Source organism: Kitasatospora sp. NPDC058190, from assembly GCF_042883685.1.
GTDB lineage: Bacteria > Actinomycetota > Actinomycetes > Streptomycetales > Streptomycetaceae > Kitasatospora.
Map to the genome: position 1 here is coordinate 15,633 of NZ_JBHVVI010000057.1, position 19,185 is coordinate 34,817.

The following is a 19,185-nucleotide window of genomic DNA, read 5'->3' on the forward strand; positions in this document are numbered from 1 at the left end:
ATCAGTGGCAGCCGCAGGCGGCGAGGTGGGCGGCGATGCGGTCCATGGCGGCGCGCGCGGTGTCGGCGAGGGCGGAGGTGCGGGTCATCACGGCGAAGACGAGGAGGCGGCCGTCGGCGTCGACGACGGTGCCGGCCAGGGTGTTGACGTTGCTGAGGGTGCCGGTCTTGGCGCGGATCAGGCCGGCCGCGTCGGCGGCGCCGGAGCCGGAGCCGTAGCGCTTGTCGAGGGTGCCGGTGAATCCGGCGACCGGGAGGCCGGTCAGGACCGGGCGCAGGGCGGGGTGCTGCTCGGAGGCGGCCAGGGCCAGGAGCCGGACCAGTACGGCCGGCGGTATCGCGTTGCCGGTGTGCAGGCCGCTGCCGTCGTTGAGGACCACGCCGGTCATCGGCACCCCGAGCTTGGCCAGCTCCTGGGTGACGGCGGTCGCCGCACCCTCGAAGCTGGCCGGCTGGTGGACGGCCAGGGCGACCTGACGGGCGATCGCCTCGGCGAGCTGGTTGTCGGAGGTGGTCAGCGTGCGCTCGACCAGCCGGGCCATGGTCGGCGAGTCGACCTTGCCGAGGACGGGGGCGTCGGCGGCGGCCGGGGCGGCGGCCGGCTTGGCCCTGCCCTCGACGGTGACGCCCTGGGCGGCGAGCAGCCTGGCGAAGGCCTCGGCGGCCGCGTCGGCCGGGTCGGCAACCCGCTCCGGGGCGTCCTCCCGGCTCTTGGGGTCGACCTTGGCCTCGTCCACCATCAGCGGGACGACCAGGGCGATGTTGTGGTTGTCGGGGTTCGTCCTGTGCTGCGGGTTGCCCGCGTACATGGACAGGTCGTAGTCCAGCTTGACCGTGGTGGTGCCGGCCGCCTTGAGCGCGGTGGCGGTCTGCCGGGCGAGCGCCTCCAGCGAGGCGGGGGCGGTGTCGGCGCCGGCGGGCTGGCCGCCGATCTGCACCTGGTCGGCGGGCAGCGCGGTGAGCGTCGGGTCCCCGCCGCCGACCAGGGTGACGGTGCCCGGGTCCGCGCCCCGGACCACCCGGGTGGTGAGCCGGGTGTCACCGGGAATCAGCGACAGGGCCGCGACCGTGGTGGCCAGCTTGGTGGTGGAGGCGGGGGTGGCCGCGGTGTTCTCCCCGGAGCCGTACAGGAGTTGGCCACCGGCGGCGTCCGCGACGGCGATCGTCACGGTGCCCAGGTTCTTGTCCGCGAGGGCGGGGGCGAGCGCCTGCTGCAGGCCCTGGGCGGTGGGGACGGCGGCCTCCGGGCCGTTCTCCGCGGTGGCCAGGACGGCGCCCGTCGCGGGCACCGGGTGCGCGAGCGGCGAACCGCTGCCACCGGGCGTGGCGGCGGGCGGTTCGGCCCGACGGGTGGGGCCGGCGCTCGGACTCTCCCCCGTACGGGGCTTGCCCTTCCCGTGGTCGCCCTGCTTTCCGCCCTGGTCGCCCTGCTTGCCGCTCTGGTCGCCCTGGCTGCCCTGGTCGCCCTGGCTGTTGTCGTCCTCGCCCTGCCCGGCGCTGTGCCCGCCGGGTGTCGGGGACGGTTGCGCATACGCACCGCCCGCGGTCAGGACGGTCCCGGCGACCAACAGGGCCGCTCCGAACAGTCCCGCGGCCGTCCCCCTGCGGCGGCGCGCCGCCCCTCCCCCAGCTCCCACCGACCGGCCCCTTTCCTGAGCACTCACTCCCGTAGGAGACACTTGGATTCTGTCAGTCCCTACCTTGGAGGAACCGTTGGAGTTCGACGTCCTTATCGAAATCCCGAAGGGCTCTCGTAACAAGTACGAGGTCGACCACGAGACCGGCCGTCTGCGGCTCGACCGGATGCTCTTCACCTCGACCCGCTACCCGGCCGACTACGGCTACGTCGAGGGCACGCTCGGCGAGGACGGCGACCCGCTGGACGCCCTGGTCATCCTGGACGAGCCGACCTTCCCGGGCTGCCTGATCAAGTGCCGCGCCATCGGCATGTTCCAGATGACCGACGAGGCCGGCGGCGACGACAAGCTGCTCTGCGTCCCGGCGACGGACCCGCGCTGGGAGCACCTGCGCGACATCCACCACGTGTCGGAGTTCGACCGCCTGGAGATCCAGCACTTCTTCGAGGTCTACAAGGACCTGGAGCCGGGCAAGTCCGTCGAGGGCGCCAACTGGGTCGGCCGCGCCGAGGCCGAGGCCGAGGTCACCGCTTCGATCAAGCGTCTCGCGGAGCAGGGCGGTCACTGAACCGTCGTTCCGATCCCGCTCGACCAGGACGGTTCGAGGCAGGTCGGGACAGCCCGGGCCGGGGCCCGCGGATTCGTCCGCGGACCCCGGCCTCTGTCGTGTCCGGGCCCGGTGTGCCGTCCCGGTCCGCCGCTTCCGGGGCTCAGTCCTCCAGCCGGAAGCCGACCTTGATGCACACCTGGTAGTGCTTGATCCGGCCGTCCTCCAAATGGCCCCGGACCTGCGAGACCTCGAACCAGTCGAGGTTGCGCAGCGTCCGGGAGGCCCGTTCCACCCCGTTGCGGATCGCGGCGTCGACGCTCTCGGTCGAGGACCCGACGATCTCGGTCACCCGGTACACATGGTCGGTCATGGCGGACTCCCTCAGCTGTGCGACGGCCCCGGGTCCACCGTGCACCGCCCCCGCCCGGCCCGCACCCCGACGGCCGTCGGCGGGTGTCCCGGGAGGTGCCGGGGCGCGCCCTAGAACGCCGCCCGGACCTGCCCGACCGGGACGCCGCCGCCGAGCAGCGGGGCCGCGCCGATCCGCTCGACGGTGTCCTCCACGCCGGTCACCCCGAGCCGGCGCAGCGCGGCCGCCAGCACCGGCCCGCGGGCTCGCTCGGCGCCGTCGTCGATCTTGAAGGCGAGCGCCCGCCCGTCCGGCAGCGCGACCACCTGGACGGCCTCGGCGCCCATCTTGGACAGTGCGCCCGGGACGGCCCGCATCAGCCAGGTGTCGGCCCGGCGGGTGCCGGCCACGTACTCGGGGTGGGCGCGCATCGCGTCGGCCACGCGGCGCTGCGCGGTGCCCTCGGCGGCCAGCACCAGGCCGCGGTAGCCGCGGGCCAGGCCGGTCAGCGTCACGGCCAGCAGCGGGGCGCCGCAGCCGTCCACACCGGCGTGCGCGGGGGCCTCGCCGGTGCCCTCCTCCAGGGCCTCGCGGGCCAGCCGCTGGATCGGGTGGGCCGGGTCGAGGTAGCCCTCGGTGTCCCAGCCGTTGGCGACGCAGGCGGCCAGCCAGCCGGCGTGCTTGCCGGAGCAGTCCATCAGGATCGGGGCGCGGCGGCCGCCGGTGCCGAGCAGCAGTTCCGCCTCGGTCTCGTCCAACGGCAGGTCGGCCGGGGTCCGCAGGGCGGTCTCGTCGAGCCCGGCGGAGCCGAGGATGGCCCGGACCCCGTCCAGGTGAAACGATTCCGCGGAGTGGCTGGAGGCCGCCAGCGCCAGCAGCTCGCCCTCGATCGCCAGCCCGGCCCGCAGGGTGGCCACCGCCTGGAACGGCTTGGCCGTCGAGCGGGGGAAGACCGGCGCGTCGGGGTCGCCCAGCGCGAACTCCACCGAGCCGTCGGCGGCGAGCAGGACCAGGGAGCCGTGGTGGCGGCCCTCGATGAAGCCCGAGCGTATGACCTCGGCGAGCACGGTCGGGGTGGCGGACTGGGACATCGGGGAGCCTCCGGGGGCGAGGGTGGGCCGGGAGGAAGCCGGACCACACCCGCCCGCGACGACTCACCCGGTCAGAGCGGCCTCTCCGAGAGCAGGTCGTCGACCCGTGCTTCCCCATCACGGTACCTGCGGGTGATCTCGGCATTGCAACCGTCGGCCGTCCGCAGCAGCCGCTGGCGCCGCCCGGAGACCTCGCGCTCGTGCGCGCGCAGCCGCTCCAGGGCGGCCAACAGCTCCTCGGCGGGGTGCGCGGCGAGGTCGGCGAGCTGGACGTCGCCCATCAGCGCGTCCGCCTCCAGCTGGGACTCCTGGGTGCGCGGCGGGCGGAGGGTGACGTGCCGGGCGGAGCGCCGCACGGTGGAGGGCGCGTCGGTCAGGATGGCCGGCAGCCGGTCCAGCAGGTCGCCGCCGCGCCCCTCGCCGCCCGTTCGGGCGGGATGGGCGGGGCCGCAGCCGGGGCGCCGGTCGAGCTCGGCGCGCAGGATGTCCATCCGTCCGTGCAGCAGCCGCCGCAGGTAGGACAGGTCGGCCTCCTGCTCCAGGGTCTCCCGGCGCAGCACCCGCAGCTGGTCCAGGCCCAGCCGCTCCAGTTCGGGTTCGCCGTCCGGGACGGCCGCCCAGGACGGGTCCCCGGGGGCCCGCGCCACCTGTCCGGAGCGGTTCCGCGCCGCGCTGCTCGCGTCCATCATCCAGCCCACCTGCCGTCGTCCGATCCCGCCCGCTCGCGGCACCCCGTCCCTGCCGCCGGTCCGGCCCGTCCCCCGACGGGCCCGCGCGTCCCGTCCGTTGGCACGCCCGGGGGCCCCGAAGGGTTCCGTCCCCCGGCTGGAACCACCCGCCGGGGCGACCCGGCCAGAACGCCTGACCTACCGGCTCGACCGCCCGGCCGAACCCGGGCCCGATGCGGCGGACCTCCAGGCGCGCCGGGCCCTTCGTACGGTTCCCCAGCGTGCCACCCCACCCGGCGCGCGCGCACCGCCCGTGCACCCGAACGGCCCCCTGGCGAACGGGGGTGGCTGATATGACCAGCCCTTTCCGCAGGGAGAACCGCGCCCGAACCTGCGCAGGCGCGCGCCGCACAGCGTGCGCCACCCATGCGCGCGCCCCAGACGTGCGCCCCAGCCGTGCGCCCCGAGGGGCTACGGGGGCGGTGCGGCGCTCCGGCACAATGGCGGCATGCGAGCAGTGGTGCAGCGAGTGACCGAGGCCCGGGTGACGGTGGCCGGAGAGACCGTCGGCGCGATCGAGGGGCCCGGGCTGTGCGTCCTGGTCGGCGTCACCCACGAGGACACCCCGGCGAAGGCGGCCCAACTGGCCCGCAAGCTCTGGACCTTGCGGATCCTGCCGCCTGCCGAACGGGGGAGTCACCGCGCCCCCCGAGCCGAAGGCCGCGCCGACGCCGAAAGCGAGGAGCGACAAGCGACCGACGAAGGAGGGAGCGCCGGAGCGACGACCGTCGGCGTCGGGTCCGGAGCGGCCGGAGGCGAGCGGGGGAGTAACAGCGTGGAGCAGAGTTGCTCGGACATCGGCGGCCCGCTGCTGGTGATCAGCCAGTTCACCCTCTACGGGGACGCCCGCAAGGGCCGCCGCCCCACCTGGACCGCCGCCGCCCCCGGGCCGGTCGCCGAGCCGCTGGTGGACGAGGTGGTCGCCCAGCTGCGCGCGCTGGGCGCCAAGGTGGAGACGGGCCGGTTCGGCGCCGACATGCAGGTGGCGCTGGTGAACGACGGCCCGTTCACCGTCCTCGTCGAGGTCTGAGCCCCGGATCCGCTACTGCGGGACGATCACGTCCTGGGTGCCCGGCACCGTCCCGGCCAGCAGCACCGCGTCCACCGGGACGTTCCGCTTGACGATCGCCAGCGCGATCGGCCCCAGCTCGTGGTGCCGGGCCGAGGAGGTCACGAAGCCCAGCGCCCGCCCGTCCGGGTCGGCGGCCAGCCGCACCTCGGTGCCGTGCGGGGGCAGGGTCTCCTCGGTGCCGTCCAGGTGCAGGAAGACCAGCCGACGCGGCGGTCGGCCCAGGTTGTGCACCCGGGCGACGGTCTCCTGGCCGCGGTAGCAGCCCTTCTGCAGGTGAACGGCGGTGCGCAGCCAGTCCACCTCGTGCGGGATGGTCCGGTGGTCGGTCTCGAAACCCAGCCGGGGCCGGTGGCCCTCGATCCGCAGCGCCTCGTACGCCCAGACCCCGGCCGCCGGGCCGTACCCGGCGGTGAGCTCCTCCAGCTCCGCGCGCGGCAGGAACAGGTCCCGCCCGTAGGGGAGTTCGCGCACGGCGGCGGCACCCTCGACGGAGGCGGTGGAGCCGGCCGGCAGGTGGACCACGGCGTAGTCGGCGGTCGCGTCGGCGACCTCCACCCGGTAGAAGAACTTCATGCTCTCCAGGTAGGCGATCAGCGCGCCCTGGGTGCCCGGTTCGACGTGCGCCCAGGTGGTGGTGCCGTCGTCGACCAGGTAGAGCGCGTGCTCCACGTGCCCGTGCGGGGAGAGCACCAGCGCCTCGGTGGCGTGCTGCGGCCGCAGCTCGCTGACGTGCTGGGTGAGCAGCAGGTGCAGCCAGGAGAGCCGGTCGTCGCCGGTCACGGTGACCACGCCGCGGTGCGAGAGGTCCACGAAGCCGGCGCCCTGTGACAGGTTCCGTTGCTCGCGGAAGATGTCGCCGTAGTGGGCGGCGACACCCTCGTCGGCCCCCTCGGCGGGGACGGCTCCGGGCAGGGCAAGCAGCGGGCTCTTCTCACCGGTCATACCGGCCAGCTTACGACCGGCCGTCCGCGCGCCCGGCGGTGCAGTCGGCGCAGCGGCCGAAGATGGCGAAATGCTTGAGGTCGGTGTCGAAGCCGTGCTCCTCGCGCAGCCGGTCGATCAGCGGCTGGGCGATCTCGGTGCCGGTCTCGGTGACCTTCTCGCAGTCCCGGCAGACCAGGTGCAGGTGGTGGTGGCGGCCGGCCAGGTGGTAGGTCGGGGCGCCGTGGCCGAGGTGGGCGTGGGAGACCAGGCCCAGCTCCTCCAGCAGCTCCAGGGTCCGGTAGACGGTGGAGATGTTGACGCCGCTGGCGGTCTTGCGGACGTGGCAGAGGATGTCGTCGGGGGTGGCGTGGTCGAGGACGTCGACGGCCTCCAGCACGAGCTGCCGCTGCGGGGTCAGCCGGTAGCCGCGCTCGCGCAGGTCGGCCTTCCAGTCGCCGGAGAGCTGCCAGTCGGTGGTGCCGGTGTCCGCCACGGTGCTGTCCCTGTCAAGGTCGGGGGTCCTGGTGCAAGTGTAGGGACCGGCCGCGGGCCGGTCCCTACCTCGTGCGCAGGCCTGACTTGAGCTGTGTCTACTTGAAGAAGGCGATGCCGTCGTCCGGCAGGTCGTTGATGTCCTTGATCAGCTGGGCCGGGCTGAGCACCTTCTTCAGCTGCGCGGACATGTACGGGCGCAGCGGCACGTTCGGGGCGGCCTTCTCGCCGACCCAGAGCAGCTCGCCGTTGACGAAGCCGAACAGCCGCTTGCCGCCGGAGTACTCCGGGGAGCCCTCGATCCGGGCCACCGCGTCGGTGGAGACGTCGACCTGCGGCTTGCCGTCGGCCAGCTCGCCGTACCAGATCTCGACCGTGCCGTCGTCACGCACGGAGGAGATCTCGATCCCGCGGGCGCCGGTGGTGCCGTCGGTGTTGCTGGTGATGCGCCAGAAGGCGTGCTCGTTCTCCAGCGGACGGACCTTCTCGCCCTCCTCGTTCAGCACCCAGGTGCGGGAGCGGAACTCCAGGAAGGGCCGACCGTCGTGACGGATCACGATCTCCTGGCCGAAGTTGCACTTCTCTGTGCCGGGGAAGTCATAGACGCCCGCGCCCTCCCAGGTGCCGAGGAGGAAGGCGAGCGGGACGACGTCCTTGTGGAGGTCAGAGGGGATCTCGATCATGTTCCTGGTCGCTGTCGTGGTCGGTGCGGTCTGCCTCAACCGTACGGCAGGCTCAGCGCTGGCCCTGGTACAGCTTCATCACCGAGAAGATGGCGAACCAGGTGATCAGCACGGCCATGAAGGCCAGCAGACCGTCGAAGAACATTTCCAGACCGGACACGGGGGGCTCCCAGGCGGCGACAGTGTGGTGGATTTTGCTGGCGCTCACTCTATCCGCCGGGCTTCGGCCGGTCGCGGTGAGCCCCGCCACGTCGCGGTTCGCGCCCCCCGCGCTCCGGCGCCGCTCAAGGTTTCGCCAAGGGGCCCAAGGTTTGCCCAAGGGATTCCGCGATGACGGCGGGCGGGGGCGGCGCGACCTCTAAGGTGGCGCCATGTCGAAGAAGCTCGTCATCAAGGTCACCGCCGGGGCGGACGCGCCGGAGCGGTGCTCGCAGGCGTTCACGGTGGCGGCCGTGGCCGTCGCCAGCGGGATCGAGGTCTCGCTCTGGCTGACCGGGGAGTCCTCCTGGTTCGCCCTGCCGGGGAAGGCGGCGGAGTTCGAGCTGCCGCACGCGGCGCCGCTGCCGGACCTGCTGGAGTCGATCCTGGCGGCCGGCTCCGTGACGCTGTGCACCCAGTGCGCGGCCCGGCGCGGGATCGAGCAGAAGGACACGGTCGAGGGCGTCCGGATCGCGGGCGCGCAGGTCTTCGTCAGCGAGATCATGTCGGACGGCGTCCAGGCGCTGGTGTACTAGGCCTCCGGGCCCCTAGAACTGTCCTCCCGAGGAGTCGCGCGGCTCGTGGTCGGGGCGGTCCCGGTCGTGACCGGGGTCGTCCCACTTCGGGTCGTCCCAGCGCGGGTCGTTCCACCAGTCGTCGTCCGGGTCCCGCTTGTTGGCGAACACCGCGGCGGCCGGCGGGATGACCATCGCGACCACGCACAGGGCGACCGCGGCACCCACCGAGAAGAACCGCACCACGCCCCAGGCCATGACGAACAGGCCCAGGCACACGCCCATCATGGCGAAGTAGAAGCGCCGCCGACGCCTTCCCTGCACCCCTCCACGGTACGGCCGAGGGCCCTGCCGCGGCAGGGCCCTCGGGGTGATCGTCCGATCCGGTCAGACCGCGATCGCGACCTCGACGGCGGTGCCCTGGGAGGCCACCACCTGACGGTCCACGGTCTGGCCCGGGACCAGCGCCCGCAGGGTCCACTTGCCCGGGCGGGCGAAGAACCGGAACTGGCCGGTCGCCGAGGTGGGCACCTCGGCCGTGAACTCGTTGTTCTCGTCCAGCAGCCGGACGTAGCCGTTGACCGGCTCACCGTCGCGGGTCACCGAACCCTGGATGATCGTCTCGTTCGCCACGTCAACTCCTGCCAGGTCCGGGCCGCCGGCCTTCGCACCGCACATGTCTGTCTTCCCTTCTGACTTACGGGTCGAGCCGGAGGCTCAGTTGCTGCCGAGCTCGATCGGCACGCCGACCAGGCTGCCGTACTCGGTCCACGAACCGTCGTAGTTCTTCACGTTCTGCTGGTCGAGCAGCTCGTGCAGCACGAACCAGGTGAGCGCGGAGCGCTCGCCGATCCGGCAGTAGGCGATGGTGTCCTTCGCCAGGTCGATGCCCTCGGCCTCGTACAGGGCCTTGAGCTCCTCGTCGCTCTTGAAGGTGCCGTCGTCGTTGGCGTTCTTGGCCCACGGAATGTTGCGGGCGCTCGGCACGTGGCCGGGGCGCTGCGACTGCTCCTGCGGGAGGTGGGCCGGGGCGAGCAGCTTGCCGGAGAACTCGTCGGGCGAGCGGACGTCGACCAGGTTGAGGGTGCCGATGGCGGCGATCACGTCGTCGCGGAAGGCGCGGATCGAGGCGTCGGCGGGCTGCGCCGCGTACTCGGTGGCCGGGCGGGCCGGGACCTCGGAGACCAGGTCGCGGGAGTCCAGCTCCCACTTCTTGCGGCCGCCGTCCAGCAGGCGGACGTCGCCGTGGCCGTACAGCTTGAAGTACCAGTAGGCGTACGAGGCGAACCAGTTGTTGTTGCCGCCGTAGAGCACGACGGTGTCGTCGTTGGCGATGCCCTTGGCGCTGAGCAGCGCCTCGAAGCCGGCCTGGTCGATGAAGTCGCGACGGACCGGGTCCTGGAGGTCCTTCTTCCAGTCGATCCGGACGGCGTTGCGGATGTGGTTCTTGTCGTACGCGGAGGTGTCCTCGTCGACCTCGACGATGACGACCTTCGGGTCGTCCAGGTGGGCCTGGACCCAGTCGGCGTCGACCAGGACGTCGCTGCGGCTCATGGTGATGTTCTCCATCCGAGGGCGGTTGGCGGAAGGTGCTGCTCAGCAGGGGTGCTGCGGGGGCGCCCGGACGGATGCGGTCCGAAATCCTGTCCGAATGACGGGACGGACGGGGTGAACCGGGACGGCCGGGCGGGGAGTGGCGGAGTACGGCGGCAACCGCTGGCCCGAACAGCCGGGCGAGGTCGCCGTAGAGATCGGCGGCGGGCGTCAACTGCCCTGCCAGGACGCCGACTTAGCGCATTCGACACAGACAGGCGGCCACGCGGCACAGGTCGACCGCCCGCCGCTTCGTGAGATCCGTCTGTCGCTTCATGCCGACGATGCTAGGGACACCCGAGGCCCGCTGTCATTAGCGTATCGAATATCGAGATCGAAACGACCGAATACCGGGATTTGGCTGGGATGCGACCAAGCGGGCAGCGGCCGGGCCCCCGGCGGCGGCACACAACGGGCGGAAACGGAACCGCTCCGCGGTCCGCGCTGGACAGCGCGTCTCGCGGAGCGGAACGAAGGCGGGACGGAGACGGGACGGAGGCGGAGCGGAGACGGAGCGGGGCAGCGTCAGCCCAGCAGCTTGACGCCCTTGCCCTCGAAGGACAGCTGGAGGCCCTCCGGCAACGGCGTCGCGCCGTCCTTCTCGGCCAGCTTCAGCCCGGCCGGCATCGAGTCGAGGGTGAAGCTGGCCGGCTGGATCTTCCGGTTGGTGAACCCGGCGACCATCTCGGCCAGCGAGCTCAGCTTGAGGCCGTCCACGGTGATGGTGTTGCCCTCGTTGTGCACGGTCGCCTCGCCGACCGAGACCGGCCCCAGCGAGGCCTTGATCTTGCCCGGCCCGCCGTACGACAGGCTCAGCCGGGAGTTGCCGCCGCCCGGCAGCGGGGCGCCGCCCAGCAGCTCGGAGGCCGGCGGCAGCAGCTGGGCGAGGTCCTGGTAGGAGATCACGCCGCTGCCGGTGCCGTCGTCCACGGTGGCGCTGTTCAGGCTGTCGCTCACCTCGACCCCGGAGAGCTTGGCCTTGAAGGAGTGCAGCGCCACCTGGTGGCCGTTGTTCTGGACCGTCAGACCGTCCGAGGAGATCCGGACGTCGTCCAGCTTCTTCGAGATCACCTGGGTCAGGAACGGGAAGCCCTCGATCGTCACGTCCGGCCGCTGGCTCATCTGGCCGCTCTTCACCATCCGGTCGGCGGCCTCGTCCTCGGCCACCCCGACGGCGATCCGGTCGGCGCCCACCAGCAGCCCGGAGAGCACCGCCAGGGCGATCGTCGCCTTCAGCCATCCGCGCATCGTGTCCCCCGTCGTCGCCGGTCGCTGTCGTCGTCCACTGTGGTCTGTCGCTGTGGTCTGTCGCTGTTCCCTGGCGGCCGCCCTGACGCGGCCGCTCCCGCACGACCGTACGACGTCCCGCCCCGGAACGTGGTTCCGGGGCGGGAGATCGAAGTGACGTACCCGGCTCAGCCGGCCAGCAGATCGGTGGCGATCCAGATCAGCGGCGCGGACACCGCCAGCGGCAGCGCCACGCCCGCCGTCATGTGCACGAAGCGGGACGGGAAGTCGTACGCCGCGACCCGGCGGCCGACCAGCGCGCCCAGCCCGGCGAGCGCGCCCAGGGCCGGCGGCGCGCCCACCAGGAAGCCCAGCAGCACCGCCGCGACCAGGCCCAGCACCGGGCCCAGCTGCTTCGGACCGGGCAGCGGCGCCGCCGCCAGCAGGGTGGCCAGCGCGACCGCGCCCACCCCGGCCGGCACCCACTCGGCCAGCAGCAGCGTGGTGCACAGCGCCGTCACCACGGTGGCCGAGCCCAGCACGGTCAGCGCGTAGAAGCGCTCCTTCGGGTCCGACGGACGGAACGTCTGCAGCACCAGGACCAGCAGGAAGAACCCGCCCAGGGTGCCCACCACGGCCGCCACGCCGCCGTTGGAGTCCGCCAGCAGCACCGCCACGTCGGCGGTGAGCCCGGCCAGCGCGGCGAGCAGGATGCCCTGGCGGGCCGGCCACATGCCGTTCAGCCGGAACCAGCCGGCCGCCGTCAGCAGCTGCAGCAGCGCGACCACCAGGGCCAGCGCCACCTGGCCCAGCGCGGCGCCGCCGGCCAGCAGCGCGGCCGCACCGGCCGTGATCAGGGCGGGCTGCAGGCCCGGGTCGATGATCGGCGAACCGGTCCGGCCGCGCGGGGCGGCGGCGGGCGGCGGGGCGACCGGCAGCGGCTGCGCCGGGGCGGGCGCGTACGGCTGGGCACCGGGAGCGCCGGGCATGCTCGGCACCTGTCCGGGCAGCGGGGCGGTCGGGCGCTTGAGCGTCATGGTCGGCGGGTCGAAGCCGGGCCCGGCAGGGGCGGCGGGAGCCGCGGGCGGCATGGGCGCCGCGGGCGCGGCGGCCTGCTGCGGGGCGGGCTGCGGAGCCGGGGCCCGGTGCCGCGCCCGGGTAGGCGGCTGCTGCGGGAACGGCTGCTGCTGCGGCTCGGGCTGCTGCGGGAACGGCTGCGGCTGCACCGGCGGCCGTCCGAGGTGCTGCGGCGGGGCGACCGGCATCGCGCCGGAGACCGTGACCGGCGGCAGCAGCGTGGTCGCCGCCGCGTCGTCCATCGGCGGGACAGGCGGCAGCAGCGTGGTCGCCGCCGCGTCGTCCATCGGCGGCACCGGCGGCAGCAGCGTGGTCGCCGCCGCGTCGTCCACCGGATAGCCGAACGGGTGCGGCTGCGGGTGGTGCTGCCCGTGCTGCGGGTGCGGATAGGGCTGCTGGGGCTGCTGCGGCCAGTTGCCGTAGCCGCCGTGGTTCGGGTTGTTCATGTCCGTCACGCCGCTCAGCCTCCCGCGAACGGCGGGAGGACCTCGACCGTCCCGCCCTCGGTCAGGGCGACGGTCGCGTGGTCCCGGCCGCCCACCTGGGCGCCGTCGACCAGGTACGAGCAGTGCCCGAGCAGCTGGACGAGCTTCGGCCGGTCCGCGTGCCGCTCCTTGGCCGCCGCCAGCGCCTCCGCCAGGGTCATCGCCTCGTACGGCTCCTCGGCCAGCCCGGCCTCGGACTTCGCCGCCGCCCAGTAGCGGATCGTCCCGCGCACCCGGGCGCCGCTCGCGGGCTCGGTGGTCGCGCCCATCGGGCCACCCCTTCCGTTCGTCCTCGCCCGGCCCCGGTGACCCGGTCCGGCTCGCCACCGGGGCGGCCGCCCGACCACCCGAACGATGGACCCGCGCAGCGCCGCCGATGTGCGTCCCATGATGGCGTGTCCGCCGTCGCGACCGGCAATCGCCCTGGCCGGACGGGTGCGCGACGGCGCTCGAAGCTGTGTCCAGGCTCACCCGGCGCGCGCCCGGATTGGGCGAACCGCCGGATTCGCGCACTCCCGGCACGGGAGCAGGTCGGCTATCCTCGACCACCAAGAGGGATCCGGGCAGAGTCGCCCCCGGGTCCTTTTGTGCTTTCAGGACGCCAGTACGGACGTTCTTTCGATTCGTCGGCCCACCCCCGGCGCGTCGCAGGAACCGCCCCGCTTCTCGCGGCACAAGGACGTGCCGGGCCGGCGGGGTGTCGTCACCCGGCGCCGGGCCGCCACCCGGTACCGGACCTGACCGGAGGGTTCGCGGGATGAACAGGGCAGAAGCGGTGCGCCAGGGGTTGCGGGACCCCCGGTGCGCTGTCCGCACCCCTGGCGCCCACCCGGAACGCGTCCTCCCCCTCACCCCCGCGTCGCCCGCTGCCGCCCCTCCGGGGACGATCCCCCAGCCTCCGGCCGGGGGTACCCCCATCGCGCGACGCCCTGTCGATCGTGCGCCATTCGGCTGTGGCGGCGGCCGTGACGCGACCACGACGACCCGGAAAGGGGACCACCGGGTATGAGTTCTCTCCTCCTCCTCACCAATGCGCTGCAACCGTCAGCGGAAGTGCTGCCGGCCCTCGGCCTGCTGCTGCACAACGTCCGGGTGGCTCCCGCCGAGGGGTCGGCCCTGGTGGACACCCCCAGCGCGGACGTCATCCTGGTCGACGGGCGGCGCGACCTGCCGCAGATCCGCAGCCTGTGCCAGCTGCTGCGCTCCACCGGCATCGGCTGTCCGCTGATCCTGGTGGTCACCGAGGGCGGCCTGGCCGCCGTGACCGCCGAGTGGGGCATCGACGACGTCCTGCTGGACACCGCCGGCCCGGCCGAGGTCGAAGCCCGGCTGCGGCTCGCGCTCGGCCGGCTCCAGGTCGCCGTCGACGACAGCCCGATGGAGATCCGCAACGGCGACCTCTCGGTCGACGAGGCCACCTACTCCGCCAAGCTCAAGGGCCGGGCGCTCGACCTCACCTTCAAGGAGTTCGAGCTGCTCAAGTACCTCGCCCAGCACCCCGGCCGGGTCTTCACCCGGGCGCAGCTGCTGCAGGAGGTCTGGGGCTACGACTACTTCGGCGGCACCCGGACCGTGGACGTCCACGTCCGGCGGCTGCGCGCCAAGCTCGGCGTCGAGCACGAGCAGCTGATCGGCACCGTGCGCAACGTCGGCTACCGCTTCGTCGTCCCGGAGAAGCCCGAGAAGGGGGAGCGTCCCGAGCTCGCCCAGCGCCCCTCCGCGCCGCTGGAGGCCTGACCCCGGCGCCGGGCGGGCCGTCCCCCGCCCGGCTCGTCCGGATTGCGCCCGGTGTGCCCCGGGGGCGGCCCCAGGTCCCACTGCCGCCCCGGGGGCCACACGCGTAGACTCCCCCCGTGGCCAAGGTGACGCGCGACGATGTAGCCCGACTGGCTGGGACCTCGACCGCGGTCGTCAGCTACGTGATCAACAACGGGCCGCGCCCGGTCGCGCCCGCGACCCGGGAGAAGGTCCTCGCGGCGATCGAGCAGCTCGGCTACCGGCCGAACAGCGTCGCCCAGGCGATGGCCTCCCGTCGGACCAACCTGATCGGCATGGTCGTCCCGGACGCCCGCCAGCCCTTCTTCGCCGAGATGGCGCACGCCGTGGAACGGGCCGCCTCCGAGCGCGGCAAGCTCGTACTGATCGGCAACTCCGACTACGTGGACGACCGCGAGGTCCACTACGTCCGCGCCTTCCTCGGCATGCGGGTCTCCGGCCTGATCCTGGTCAGCCAGGGCCCCTCGCAGCGCGCCGCCGAGGAGTTCGCCGCGATGGAGGGGGCGAAGGTGGTGCTGCTGCACCGCCGGCCCGAGGCGATCGACGACGTCGCGGTGGTCACCGACGACGTGGGCGGCGCCGAGGCCGTCGTCCGCCACCTGCTGGAGGTGCACGGGCACCCGTACGTCGCCTGCTTCGGCGGCCCGGTCGACTCCCCGGCCCCCGGCGACCCGGTCATCGACCACGTCGAGGGCTGGCAGCGCGCCATGGACGCGCACGGCATCCCCACCGAGCCGCACCTGATCGACGCGCCCTTCCACCGCTACGGCGCCTACGACGTCGCGCTCGGCCTGCTGAGCTCGCCGGACCGGCCCCGGGCGATCTTCTGCTCCACCGACGACCAGGCCATCGGCGTGCTGCGGGCCGCCCGCGAGGTCGGCCTGCGCGTCCCGGAGGACCTCGCGGTGGCCGGCTTCGACGACGTGCCCGAGGCCGCGCTCGCCGACCCGCCGCTGACCACCGTCGCCTCCGACCGCGACGCGATGGCCCGGGCCGCCGTGGACCTGGTACTGGACGACTCGCTGATGGTCCCCGGCTCGGACACCGAACGGGTCCGCAAGTTCCCGTCCCGCCTGGTCATCCGCCGTTCCTGCGGCTGCGACGGAGCGGCCCCCGGCCGGGCCTCGACGGAATAGTCGATTCCGCTCCGAAGGCGGCCTGACCAGGCTTTATGAGAACCGAACGGGCTTCTCGGACCCTTCTGAGCCGCTTCTCATCCGGTCCTCATCCGCCAGGCGGACCTTGGTCGGCATGAGCGAACAGCAGCAGCACCACCCCGGCGAGCACCACGTCCCGCACCCGCCCCGCGTGATCGAGGGCACCGTTCTCGGCGGCGGCACCGGAAGCACCGGAAGCACCGACCCCCGCGCCGGGTACGCCTACCGCGAGGACCACTCCGGCGGCAGCTTCGACGGACCGCCCCCTCCCCCGCCGATCCCGCCCGAGCCGCCCACCGTCCTCGGCCACCCCTCGGGCCCCGACGGCCCCGGCCACGGCAGCCGGGCCAGGCGCGGCCTGCTGCGCGGACGGCTCGCCCTGGTGACCGCCGTCGCCGCGATCGCCGCCGTCATCGGCGGGGTCGCCGGCGGGGTCGTCACCGCCGACCGGCAGTCCTCCGGCAACCGCGTCGGCACCATCGCCAGCCCGGTCGCCGCCCGCTCCGACGGCAGCGCCGACGTGCCGGCCATAGCCGCCGCCGTGTCGCCCAGCGTCGTCCAGATCACCGTCAAGAGCGGCAACGGCACCGCCACCGGCACCGGCGTCGTCCTGAACACCGGCGGCCAGATCCTCACCAACTTCCACGTGATCGACACCGCGGCCAGCGGCGGCCGGATCACCGTCACCTTCAAGGACGGCTCCACCGCGCCGGCCACCGTCACCGGCACCGACAAGAACCTCGACGCCGCCGTGATCACCGCGACCGGCGGCAAGAAGCTCACCCCCGCCGTCCTCGGCGACTCCTCCGCCATGGCCGTCGGCGACCCCGTCGTGGCCATCGGCAACCCCGACGGCCTCACCGGCACCGTCACCTCCGGCATCATCAGCGCCGAGAACCGCGACGTCACCGTCCAGCTCGACGAGGGCAGCACCGGCAACAACGGCGGCTTCGGCTTCCCCAACCTGCCCGGCCTGCGCGGCAGCGTCCCGCAGCAGCAGAGCAGCGGCGACACCACCACCTACAAGGCCTTCCAGACCGACGCCGCCCTCAACCCCGGCAACTCCGGCGGCCCGCTGATCAACGCCAACGGCCAGGTCATCGCCATCAACTCGGCCATGTACGCCCCCAACGGCGCCAACTCCACCGCCGGCGGCGGCAGCAGCACCGCCGGCAGCGTCGGCCTCGGCTTCGCCATCCCGATCAACGACATCAAGCAGGTCCTGCCGAAGCTCGAAGCCGGCCAGAACCTGTGAGCCACAATCCGTAAGAGCCGGTAAGGGTCCGCGAGGCGGACAATTACTCCCAGCAGGCCCTCCACCCGACGAGAAAGGGCACCAGCCCATGACCCCGTCCGCCGACGACCGCACCCCCGCCGAGGCCGGCCACCCCTCCGCCCGGCTCCTCGTGGTCGACGACGAACCCGCCCTCCGGGACGCCCTGGAGAGCAGCCTCGCCTTCGAGGGCTACGAGGTCGCCACCGCCACCGACGGCTACGAGGCGCTGGAGTCCGTCGAACGCGACAAGCCCGACCTCGTCCTGCTGGACATCATGATGCCCCGGATGGACGGCCTCACCGCCGTCCGCCGGATGCGCTCCCGCGGCGACACCGTCCCGGTGCTGATGCTCACCGCCCGTGACGCCGTCGGCGACCGCGTCACCGGCCTCGACGTCGGCGCCGACGACTACCTCGCCAAGCCCTTCGAGCTCGACGAACTGCTCGCCCGTGTCCGCGCCCTGCTGCGCCGCAACGCCCTCGCCGCCGAGGCCGCCGCCCGCGCCGCCGCCGAGGACGAGAGCGAGGTGCTCGCCTTCGGCGACCTGCGGATGAACACCGCCACCCGCGAGGTGACCCGCGCCGGCAAGCCGGTCGAACTCACCCGCACCGAGTTCATGCTGCTGGAGATGTTCCTCTCCCACCCCCGCCAGGTCCTCACCCGCGAGCAGATCCTCAAGGCGGTCTGGGGCTTCGACTTCGAGCCCTCCTCCAACTCCCTGGACGTGTACGTGATGTACCTGCGCCGCAAGACCGAGCAGGGCGGCATGCCGCGCCTCATCCAGACCGTACGAGGCGTCGGCTACGCCCTGCGCCCTGCCGCCGGCACGAGCGCGTGAGCACCGTTCCGCCTCCCCCTCTGGCACCGCCCCGCGCGCCCGGCCGCCGCAAGCGCGTCGTCCACTGGCTCCGCTCCCGCTCGCTGCGCGGCCGCCTCACCTTCCTGAGCGCGGCGGCGGTGGCGGTGGCCATCGCGATGTCGGCGCTGGCGTGCTGGTTCATCGTGGACAAGCAGCTGTACGGCCAGGTCCGGACGGATCTGGCGTCCGCGCCCCTGGCTGCGGGTGGCCTACGCAGCCTCACCTGCTACCCCACCCCGGAGGACGCGCTGGAACACCAACGCGTCGGCAGCATGCCGGAGATCAGCGGGGGCATTCCCAGGGACACCCAGTTCCTCTCGGCCGCAGGAGTCTGCCTGCCCCCAGGGGTGAGCAAGGCGATCGTGACCAAGCCGGACGACCTCGCCGCCCTCCGGCTCAAGAACGGACAGTCGATCATCCGGAACGGGACATACACCACCGGTGAACCCGCGATGATTCGGCTGACCGCCAGCCACAACTTCACGACACCTGTCGTCGTGATGGTCGCCACCCCCACCCAGCCCATCGAGGACTCCCTCCAGGGCCTGGCCATCCTCCTCGGCGCCGTCTCCCTCGGCGGCATCCTCCTCGCCGCCGTCGCCGGGCGCCTGGTGGCCCACTCCTCCCTCAAGCCCGTCGACCAACTCACCGACGCCGTGGAGCACATCGCCCGCACCGAGGAGGTCGGCACCACCATCCCGGTGCGAGGGAACGACGAGATCGCCCGCCTGTCCACCTCCTTCAACTCCATGAGCACCGCCCTCGCCAACTCCCGCGAGCGCCAGACCCGGCTGATCGCCGACGCGGGACACGAGCTCCGTACGCCGCTCACGTCCCTGCGCACCAACGTCGACCTGCTGATCCGCAGCAACGACACCGGCCGCCCGCTGCCCCCGGCGACCAAGACCAAGCTGCTGGGCAACATGAAGGCGCAGATGCAGGAACTCACCGTCCTGATCGGCGACCTGCTCCAGCTCTCCCGGCCCGACACCCCGAAGGCCGGCCCCAACCTCACCGTGGTCGCCCTGCACGAGATCGCCGGGCGGGCCATCGAGCGGGCGAAGCTGCGCGGACCGGGGCTGGTCTTCGAGACGACCACCGAGCCCTGGTACGCGCACGGCGACGCGGCCGGGCTGGAGCGTGCCGTGATCAACCTGCTGGACAACGCGGTCAAGTACAGCCCGCCCGGCGGCACCATCGACGTGCGGCTGCGGCAGGGCGTGCTGACCGTCCGCGACCACGGTCCCGGCATCCCGCCGGACGAGCTGCAGTACGTCTTCGACCGGTTCTGGCGCTCCCCCTCCTCGCGCCAACTTCCCGGCTCCGGCCTGGGGCTGTCGATCGTCGCGCAGAGCGTGCGGGAGGCCGGCGGCGAGGTCACCCTCGGCCCGGCCGAGGACGGCGGCCCCGGCGCGCTGGCCACCGTACGGCTGCCCGGCGGGCCGGCGCCCGAATAGCGGAAACAGGACGGGCGGGGCGCCCCGACAGCGCCCCGCC

The 19,185-nt window shown here is 73.3% G+C and carries 22 protein-coding genes; 8 read left to right on the forward strand and 14 right to left on the reverse strand.

Annotated elements, in window-relative coordinates:
* Position 1: 1 nt before the first annotated feature.
* Positions 2 to 1,567 (reverse strand): D-alanyl-D-alanine carboxypeptidase/D-alanyl-D-alanine-endopeptidase, encoded by a 1,566-nt coding sequence (gene dacB, locus ACFVWU_RS24690; RefSeq protein WP_387624824.1) that lies wholly within the window; start codon positions 1,565 to 1,567, stop codon positions 2 to 4.
* A 145-nt stretch (positions 1,568 to 1,712) separates the two neighbouring features.
* Here dacB and ACFVWU_RS24695 point away from each other — a divergent pair, with 145 nt between their 5' ends.
* The gene (locus ACFVWU_RS24695; protein ID WP_030244505.1) at positions 1,713 to 2,204 is read left to right on the forward strand and encodes an inorganic diphosphatase; all 492 of its coding nucleotides are present in this window, start codon (positions 1,713 to 1,715) and stop codon (positions 2,202 to 2,204) included.
* A 142-nt stretch (positions 2,205 to 2,346) separates the two neighbouring features.
* Here ACFVWU_RS24695 and ACFVWU_RS24700 read toward each other — a convergent pair whose 3' ends face one another.
* The 3 genes from ACFVWU_RS24700 to ACFVWU_RS24710 form a co-directional block, all read right to left on the reverse strand.
* Positions 2,347 to 2,556, reverse strand: a complete 210-nt coding sequence (locus ACFVWU_RS24700) for a dodecin (RefSeq protein ID WP_030288965.1) — start codon at positions 2,554 to 2,556, stop codon at positions 2,347 to 2,349.
* A 110-nt stretch (positions 2,557 to 2,666) separates the two neighbouring features.
* Positions 2,667 to 3,626 (reverse strand): asparaginase, encoded by a 960-nt coding sequence (locus ACFVWU_RS24705; RefSeq protein ID WP_387624827.1) that lies wholly within the window; start codon positions 3,624 to 3,626, stop codon positions 2,667 to 2,669.
* A gap of 71 nt (positions 3,627 to 3,697) precedes the next feature.
* Entirely contained in the window at positions 3,698 to 4,315 is a 618-nt protein-coding gene (locus ACFVWU_RS24710; RefSeq protein ID WP_387624830.1) for an ABC transporter substrate-binding protein, read from the reverse strand.
* 487 nt (positions 4,316 to 4,802) lie between these two features.
* Here ACFVWU_RS24710 and ACFVWU_RS24715 point away from each other — a divergent pair, with 487 nt between their 5' ends.
* On the forward strand, positions 4,803 to 5,384 hold the full coding sequence (locus ACFVWU_RS24715; protein ID WP_387624832.1) for a D-aminoacyl-tRNA deacylase: 582 nt from the start codon (positions 4,803 to 4,805) through the stop codon (positions 5,382 to 5,384).
* 12 nt (positions 5,385 to 5,396) lie between these two features.
* Here ACFVWU_RS24715 and ACFVWU_RS24720 read toward each other — a convergent pair whose 3' ends face one another.
* The 3 genes from ACFVWU_RS24720 to ACFVWU_RS24730 form a co-directional block, all read right to left on the reverse strand.
* On the reverse strand, positions 5,397 to 6,368 hold the full coding sequence (locus ACFVWU_RS24720) for a YgfZ/GcvT domain-containing protein (protein ID WP_387624835.1): 972 nt from the start codon (positions 6,366 to 6,368) through the stop codon (positions 5,397 to 5,399).
* Positions 6,369 to 6,378: 10 nt separating this feature from the next.
* A complete protein-coding gene (locus ACFVWU_RS24725) occupies positions 6,379 to 6,843 on the reverse strand; it encodes a Fur family transcriptional regulator (protein WP_387624838.1) in 465 nt (154 codons plus the stop codon).
* Between the two features lie 97 nt (positions 6,844 to 6,940).
* Entirely contained in the window at positions 6,941 to 7,525 is a 585-nt protein-coding gene (locus tag ACFVWU_RS24730) for an FABP family protein (protein WP_387624840.1), read from the reverse strand.
* A 371-nt stretch (positions 7,526 to 7,896) separates the two neighbouring features.
* Here ACFVWU_RS24730 and ACFVWU_RS24735 point away from each other — a divergent pair, with 371 nt between their 5' ends.
* The gene (locus ACFVWU_RS24735; protein WP_380613195.1) at positions 7,897 to 8,259 is read left to right on the forward strand and encodes a DsrE family protein; all 363 of its coding nucleotides are present in this window, start codon (positions 7,897 to 7,899) and stop codon (positions 8,257 to 8,259) included.
* Positions 8,260 to 8,271: 12 nt separating this feature from the next.
* Here ACFVWU_RS24735 and ACFVWU_RS24740 read toward each other — a convergent pair whose 3' ends face one another.
* The 7 genes from ACFVWU_RS24740 to ACFVWU_RS24770 all read right to left on the reverse strand — a co-directional run bounded on the left by ACFVWU_RS24740 (position 8,272) and on the right by ACFVWU_RS24770 (position 12,889).
* Positions 8,272 to 8,562: a DUF3099 domain-containing protein gene (locus ACFVWU_RS24740; RefSeq protein ID WP_387624843.1), complete on the reverse strand. Its 291-nt coding sequence runs from the start codon at positions 8,560 to 8,562 to the stop codon at positions 8,272 to 8,274.
* Positions 8,563 to 8,625: 63 nt separating this feature from the next.
* Positions 8,626 to 8,916 carry a DUF1416 domain-containing protein gene (locus ACFVWU_RS24745; protein ID WP_030288989.1) on the reverse strand — a complete coding sequence of 97 codons (291 nt, stop codon included), beginning with the start codon at positions 8,914 to 8,916 and terminating at the stop codon, positions 8,626 to 8,628.
* 39 nt (positions 8,917 to 8,955) lie between these two features.
* Positions 8,956 to 9,792 carry a sulfurtransferase gene (locus tag ACFVWU_RS24750; protein WP_387624846.1) on the reverse strand — a complete coding sequence of 279 codons (837 nt, stop codon included), beginning with the start codon at positions 9,790 to 9,792 and terminating at the stop codon, positions 8,956 to 8,958.
* Between the two features lie 235 nt (positions 9,793 to 10,027).
* Positions 10,028 to 10,108, reverse strand: coding sequence for an Ms5788A family Cys-rich leader peptide (locus tag ACFVWU_RS24755; RefSeq protein ID WP_350517234.1), 81 nt, complete (start codon positions 10,106 to 10,108; stop codon positions 10,028 to 10,030).
* 248 nt (positions 10,109 to 10,356) lie between these two features.
* Entirely contained in the window at positions 10,357 to 11,079 is a 723-nt protein-coding gene (locus ACFVWU_RS24760; protein ID WP_387624849.1) for a DUF2993 domain-containing protein, read from the reverse strand.
* A gap of 167 nt (positions 11,080 to 11,246) precedes the next feature.
* Positions 11,247 to 12,590 (reverse strand): hypothetical protein, encoded by a 1,344-nt coding sequence (locus ACFVWU_RS24765; RefSeq protein ID WP_387624851.1) that lies wholly within the window; start codon positions 12,588 to 12,590, stop codon positions 11,247 to 11,249.
* A 5-nt stretch (positions 12,591 to 12,595) separates the two neighbouring features.
* Entirely contained in the window at positions 12,596 to 12,889 is a 294-nt protein-coding gene (locus ACFVWU_RS24770; RefSeq protein ID WP_387624853.1) for a MoaD/ThiS family protein, read from the reverse strand.
* A 736-nt stretch (positions 12,890 to 13,625) separates the two neighbouring features.
* Here ACFVWU_RS24770 and ACFVWU_RS24775 point away from each other — a divergent pair.
* From ACFVWU_RS24775 to ACFVWU_RS24795, 5 genes are all read left to right on the forward strand, one after another.
* Positions 13,626 to 14,357 (forward strand): response regulator transcription factor, encoded by a 732-nt coding sequence (locus tag ACFVWU_RS24775; protein ID WP_380613189.1) that lies wholly within the window; start codon positions 13,626 to 13,628, stop codon positions 14,355 to 14,357.
* Positions 14,358 to 14,473: 116 nt separating this feature from the next.
* Positions 14,474 to 15,532, forward strand: coding sequence for a LacI family DNA-binding transcriptional regulator (locus ACFVWU_RS24780; protein ID WP_380613188.1), 1,059 nt, complete (start codon positions 14,474 to 14,476; stop codon positions 15,530 to 15,532).
* Between the two features lie 115 nt (positions 15,533 to 15,647).
* Positions 15,648 to 16,808, forward strand: a complete 1,161-nt coding sequence (locus ACFVWU_RS24785; RefSeq protein ID WP_387624857.1) for a S1C family serine protease — start codon at positions 15,648 to 15,650, stop codon at positions 16,806 to 16,808.
* Positions 16,809 to 16,896: 88 nt separating this feature from the next.
* A complete protein-coding gene (locus ACFVWU_RS24790) occupies positions 16,897 to 17,667 on the forward strand; it encodes a response regulator transcription factor (protein ID WP_387624860.1) in 771 nt (256 codons plus the stop codon).
* Positions 17,664 to 19,145 carry a sensor histidine kinase gene (locus tag ACFVWU_RS24795; RefSeq protein WP_387624863.1) on the forward strand — a complete coding sequence of 494 codons (1,482 nt, stop codon included), beginning with the start codon at positions 17,664 to 17,666 and terminating at the stop codon, positions 19,143 to 19,145. The genes ACFVWU_RS24790 and ACFVWU_RS24795 overlap by 4 nt, the downstream gene beginning before the upstream one ends.
* Positions 19,146 to 19,185: the final 40 nt, after the last annotated feature.

Bases quoted from the DNA above. Each gene is read 5' to 3' on its own strand.
- ACFVWU_RS24700 (WP_030288965.1), bottom strand. From the start codon at position 2,556: ATGACCGACCATGTGTACCGGGTGACCGAGATCGTCGGGTCCTCGACC.
- ACFVWU_RS24705 (WP_387624827.1), bottom strand. From the start codon at position 3,626: ATGTCCCAGTCCGCCACCCCGACCGTGCTCGCCGAGGTCATACGCTCG.
- ACFVWU_RS24710 (WP_387624830.1), bottom strand. From the start codon at position 4,315: ATGATGGACGCGAGCAGCGCGGCGCGGAACCGCTCCGGACAGGTGGCG.
- ACFVWU_RS24715 (WP_387624832.1), top strand. From the start codon at position 4,803: ATGCGAGCAGTGGTGCAGCGAGTGACCGAGGCCCGGGTGACGGTGGCC.
- ACFVWU_RS24720 (WP_387624835.1), bottom strand. From the start codon at position 6,368: ATGACCGGTGAGAAGAGCCCGCTGCTTGCCCTGCCCGGAGCCGTCCCC.
- ACFVWU_RS24730 (WP_387624840.1), bottom strand. From the start codon at position 7,525: ATGATCGAGATCCCCTCTGACCTCCACAAGGACGTCGTCCCGCTCGCC.
- ACFVWU_RS24735 (WP_380613195.1), top strand. From the start codon at position 7,897: ATGTCGAAGAAGCTCGTCATCAAGGTCACCGCCGGGGCGGACGCGCCG.
- ACFVWU_RS24745 (WP_030288989.1), bottom strand. From the start codon at position 8,916: ATGTGCGGTGCGAAGGCCGGCGGCCCGGACCTGGCAGGAGTTGACGTG.
- ACFVWU_RS24750 (WP_387624846.1), bottom strand. From the start codon at position 9,792: ATGAGCCGCAGCGACGTCCTGGTCGACGCCGACTGGGTCCAGGCCCAC.
- ACFVWU_RS24755 (WP_350517234.1), bottom strand. From the start codon at position 10,108: ATGAAGCGACAGACGGATCTCACGAAGCGGCGGGCGGTCGACCTGTGC.
- ACFVWU_RS24760 (WP_387624849.1), bottom strand. From the start codon at position 11,079: ATGCGCGGATGGCTGAAGGCGACGATCGCCCTGGCGGTGCTCTCCGGG.
- ACFVWU_RS24770 (WP_387624853.1), bottom strand. From the start codon at position 12,889: ATGGGCGCGACCACCGAGCCCGCGAGCGGCGCCCGGGTGCGCGGGACG.
- ACFVWU_RS24775 (WP_380613189.1), top strand. From the start codon at position 13,626: ATGAGTTCTCTCCTCCTCCTCACCAATGCGCTGCAACCGTCAGCGGAA.
- ACFVWU_RS24785 (WP_387624857.1), top strand. From the start codon at position 15,648: ATGAGCGAACAGCAGCAGCACCACCCCGGCGAGCACCACGTCCCGCAC.
- ACFVWU_RS24790 (WP_387624860.1), top strand. From the start codon at position 16,897: ATGACCCCGTCCGCCGACGACCGCACCCCCGCCGAGGCCGGCCACCCC.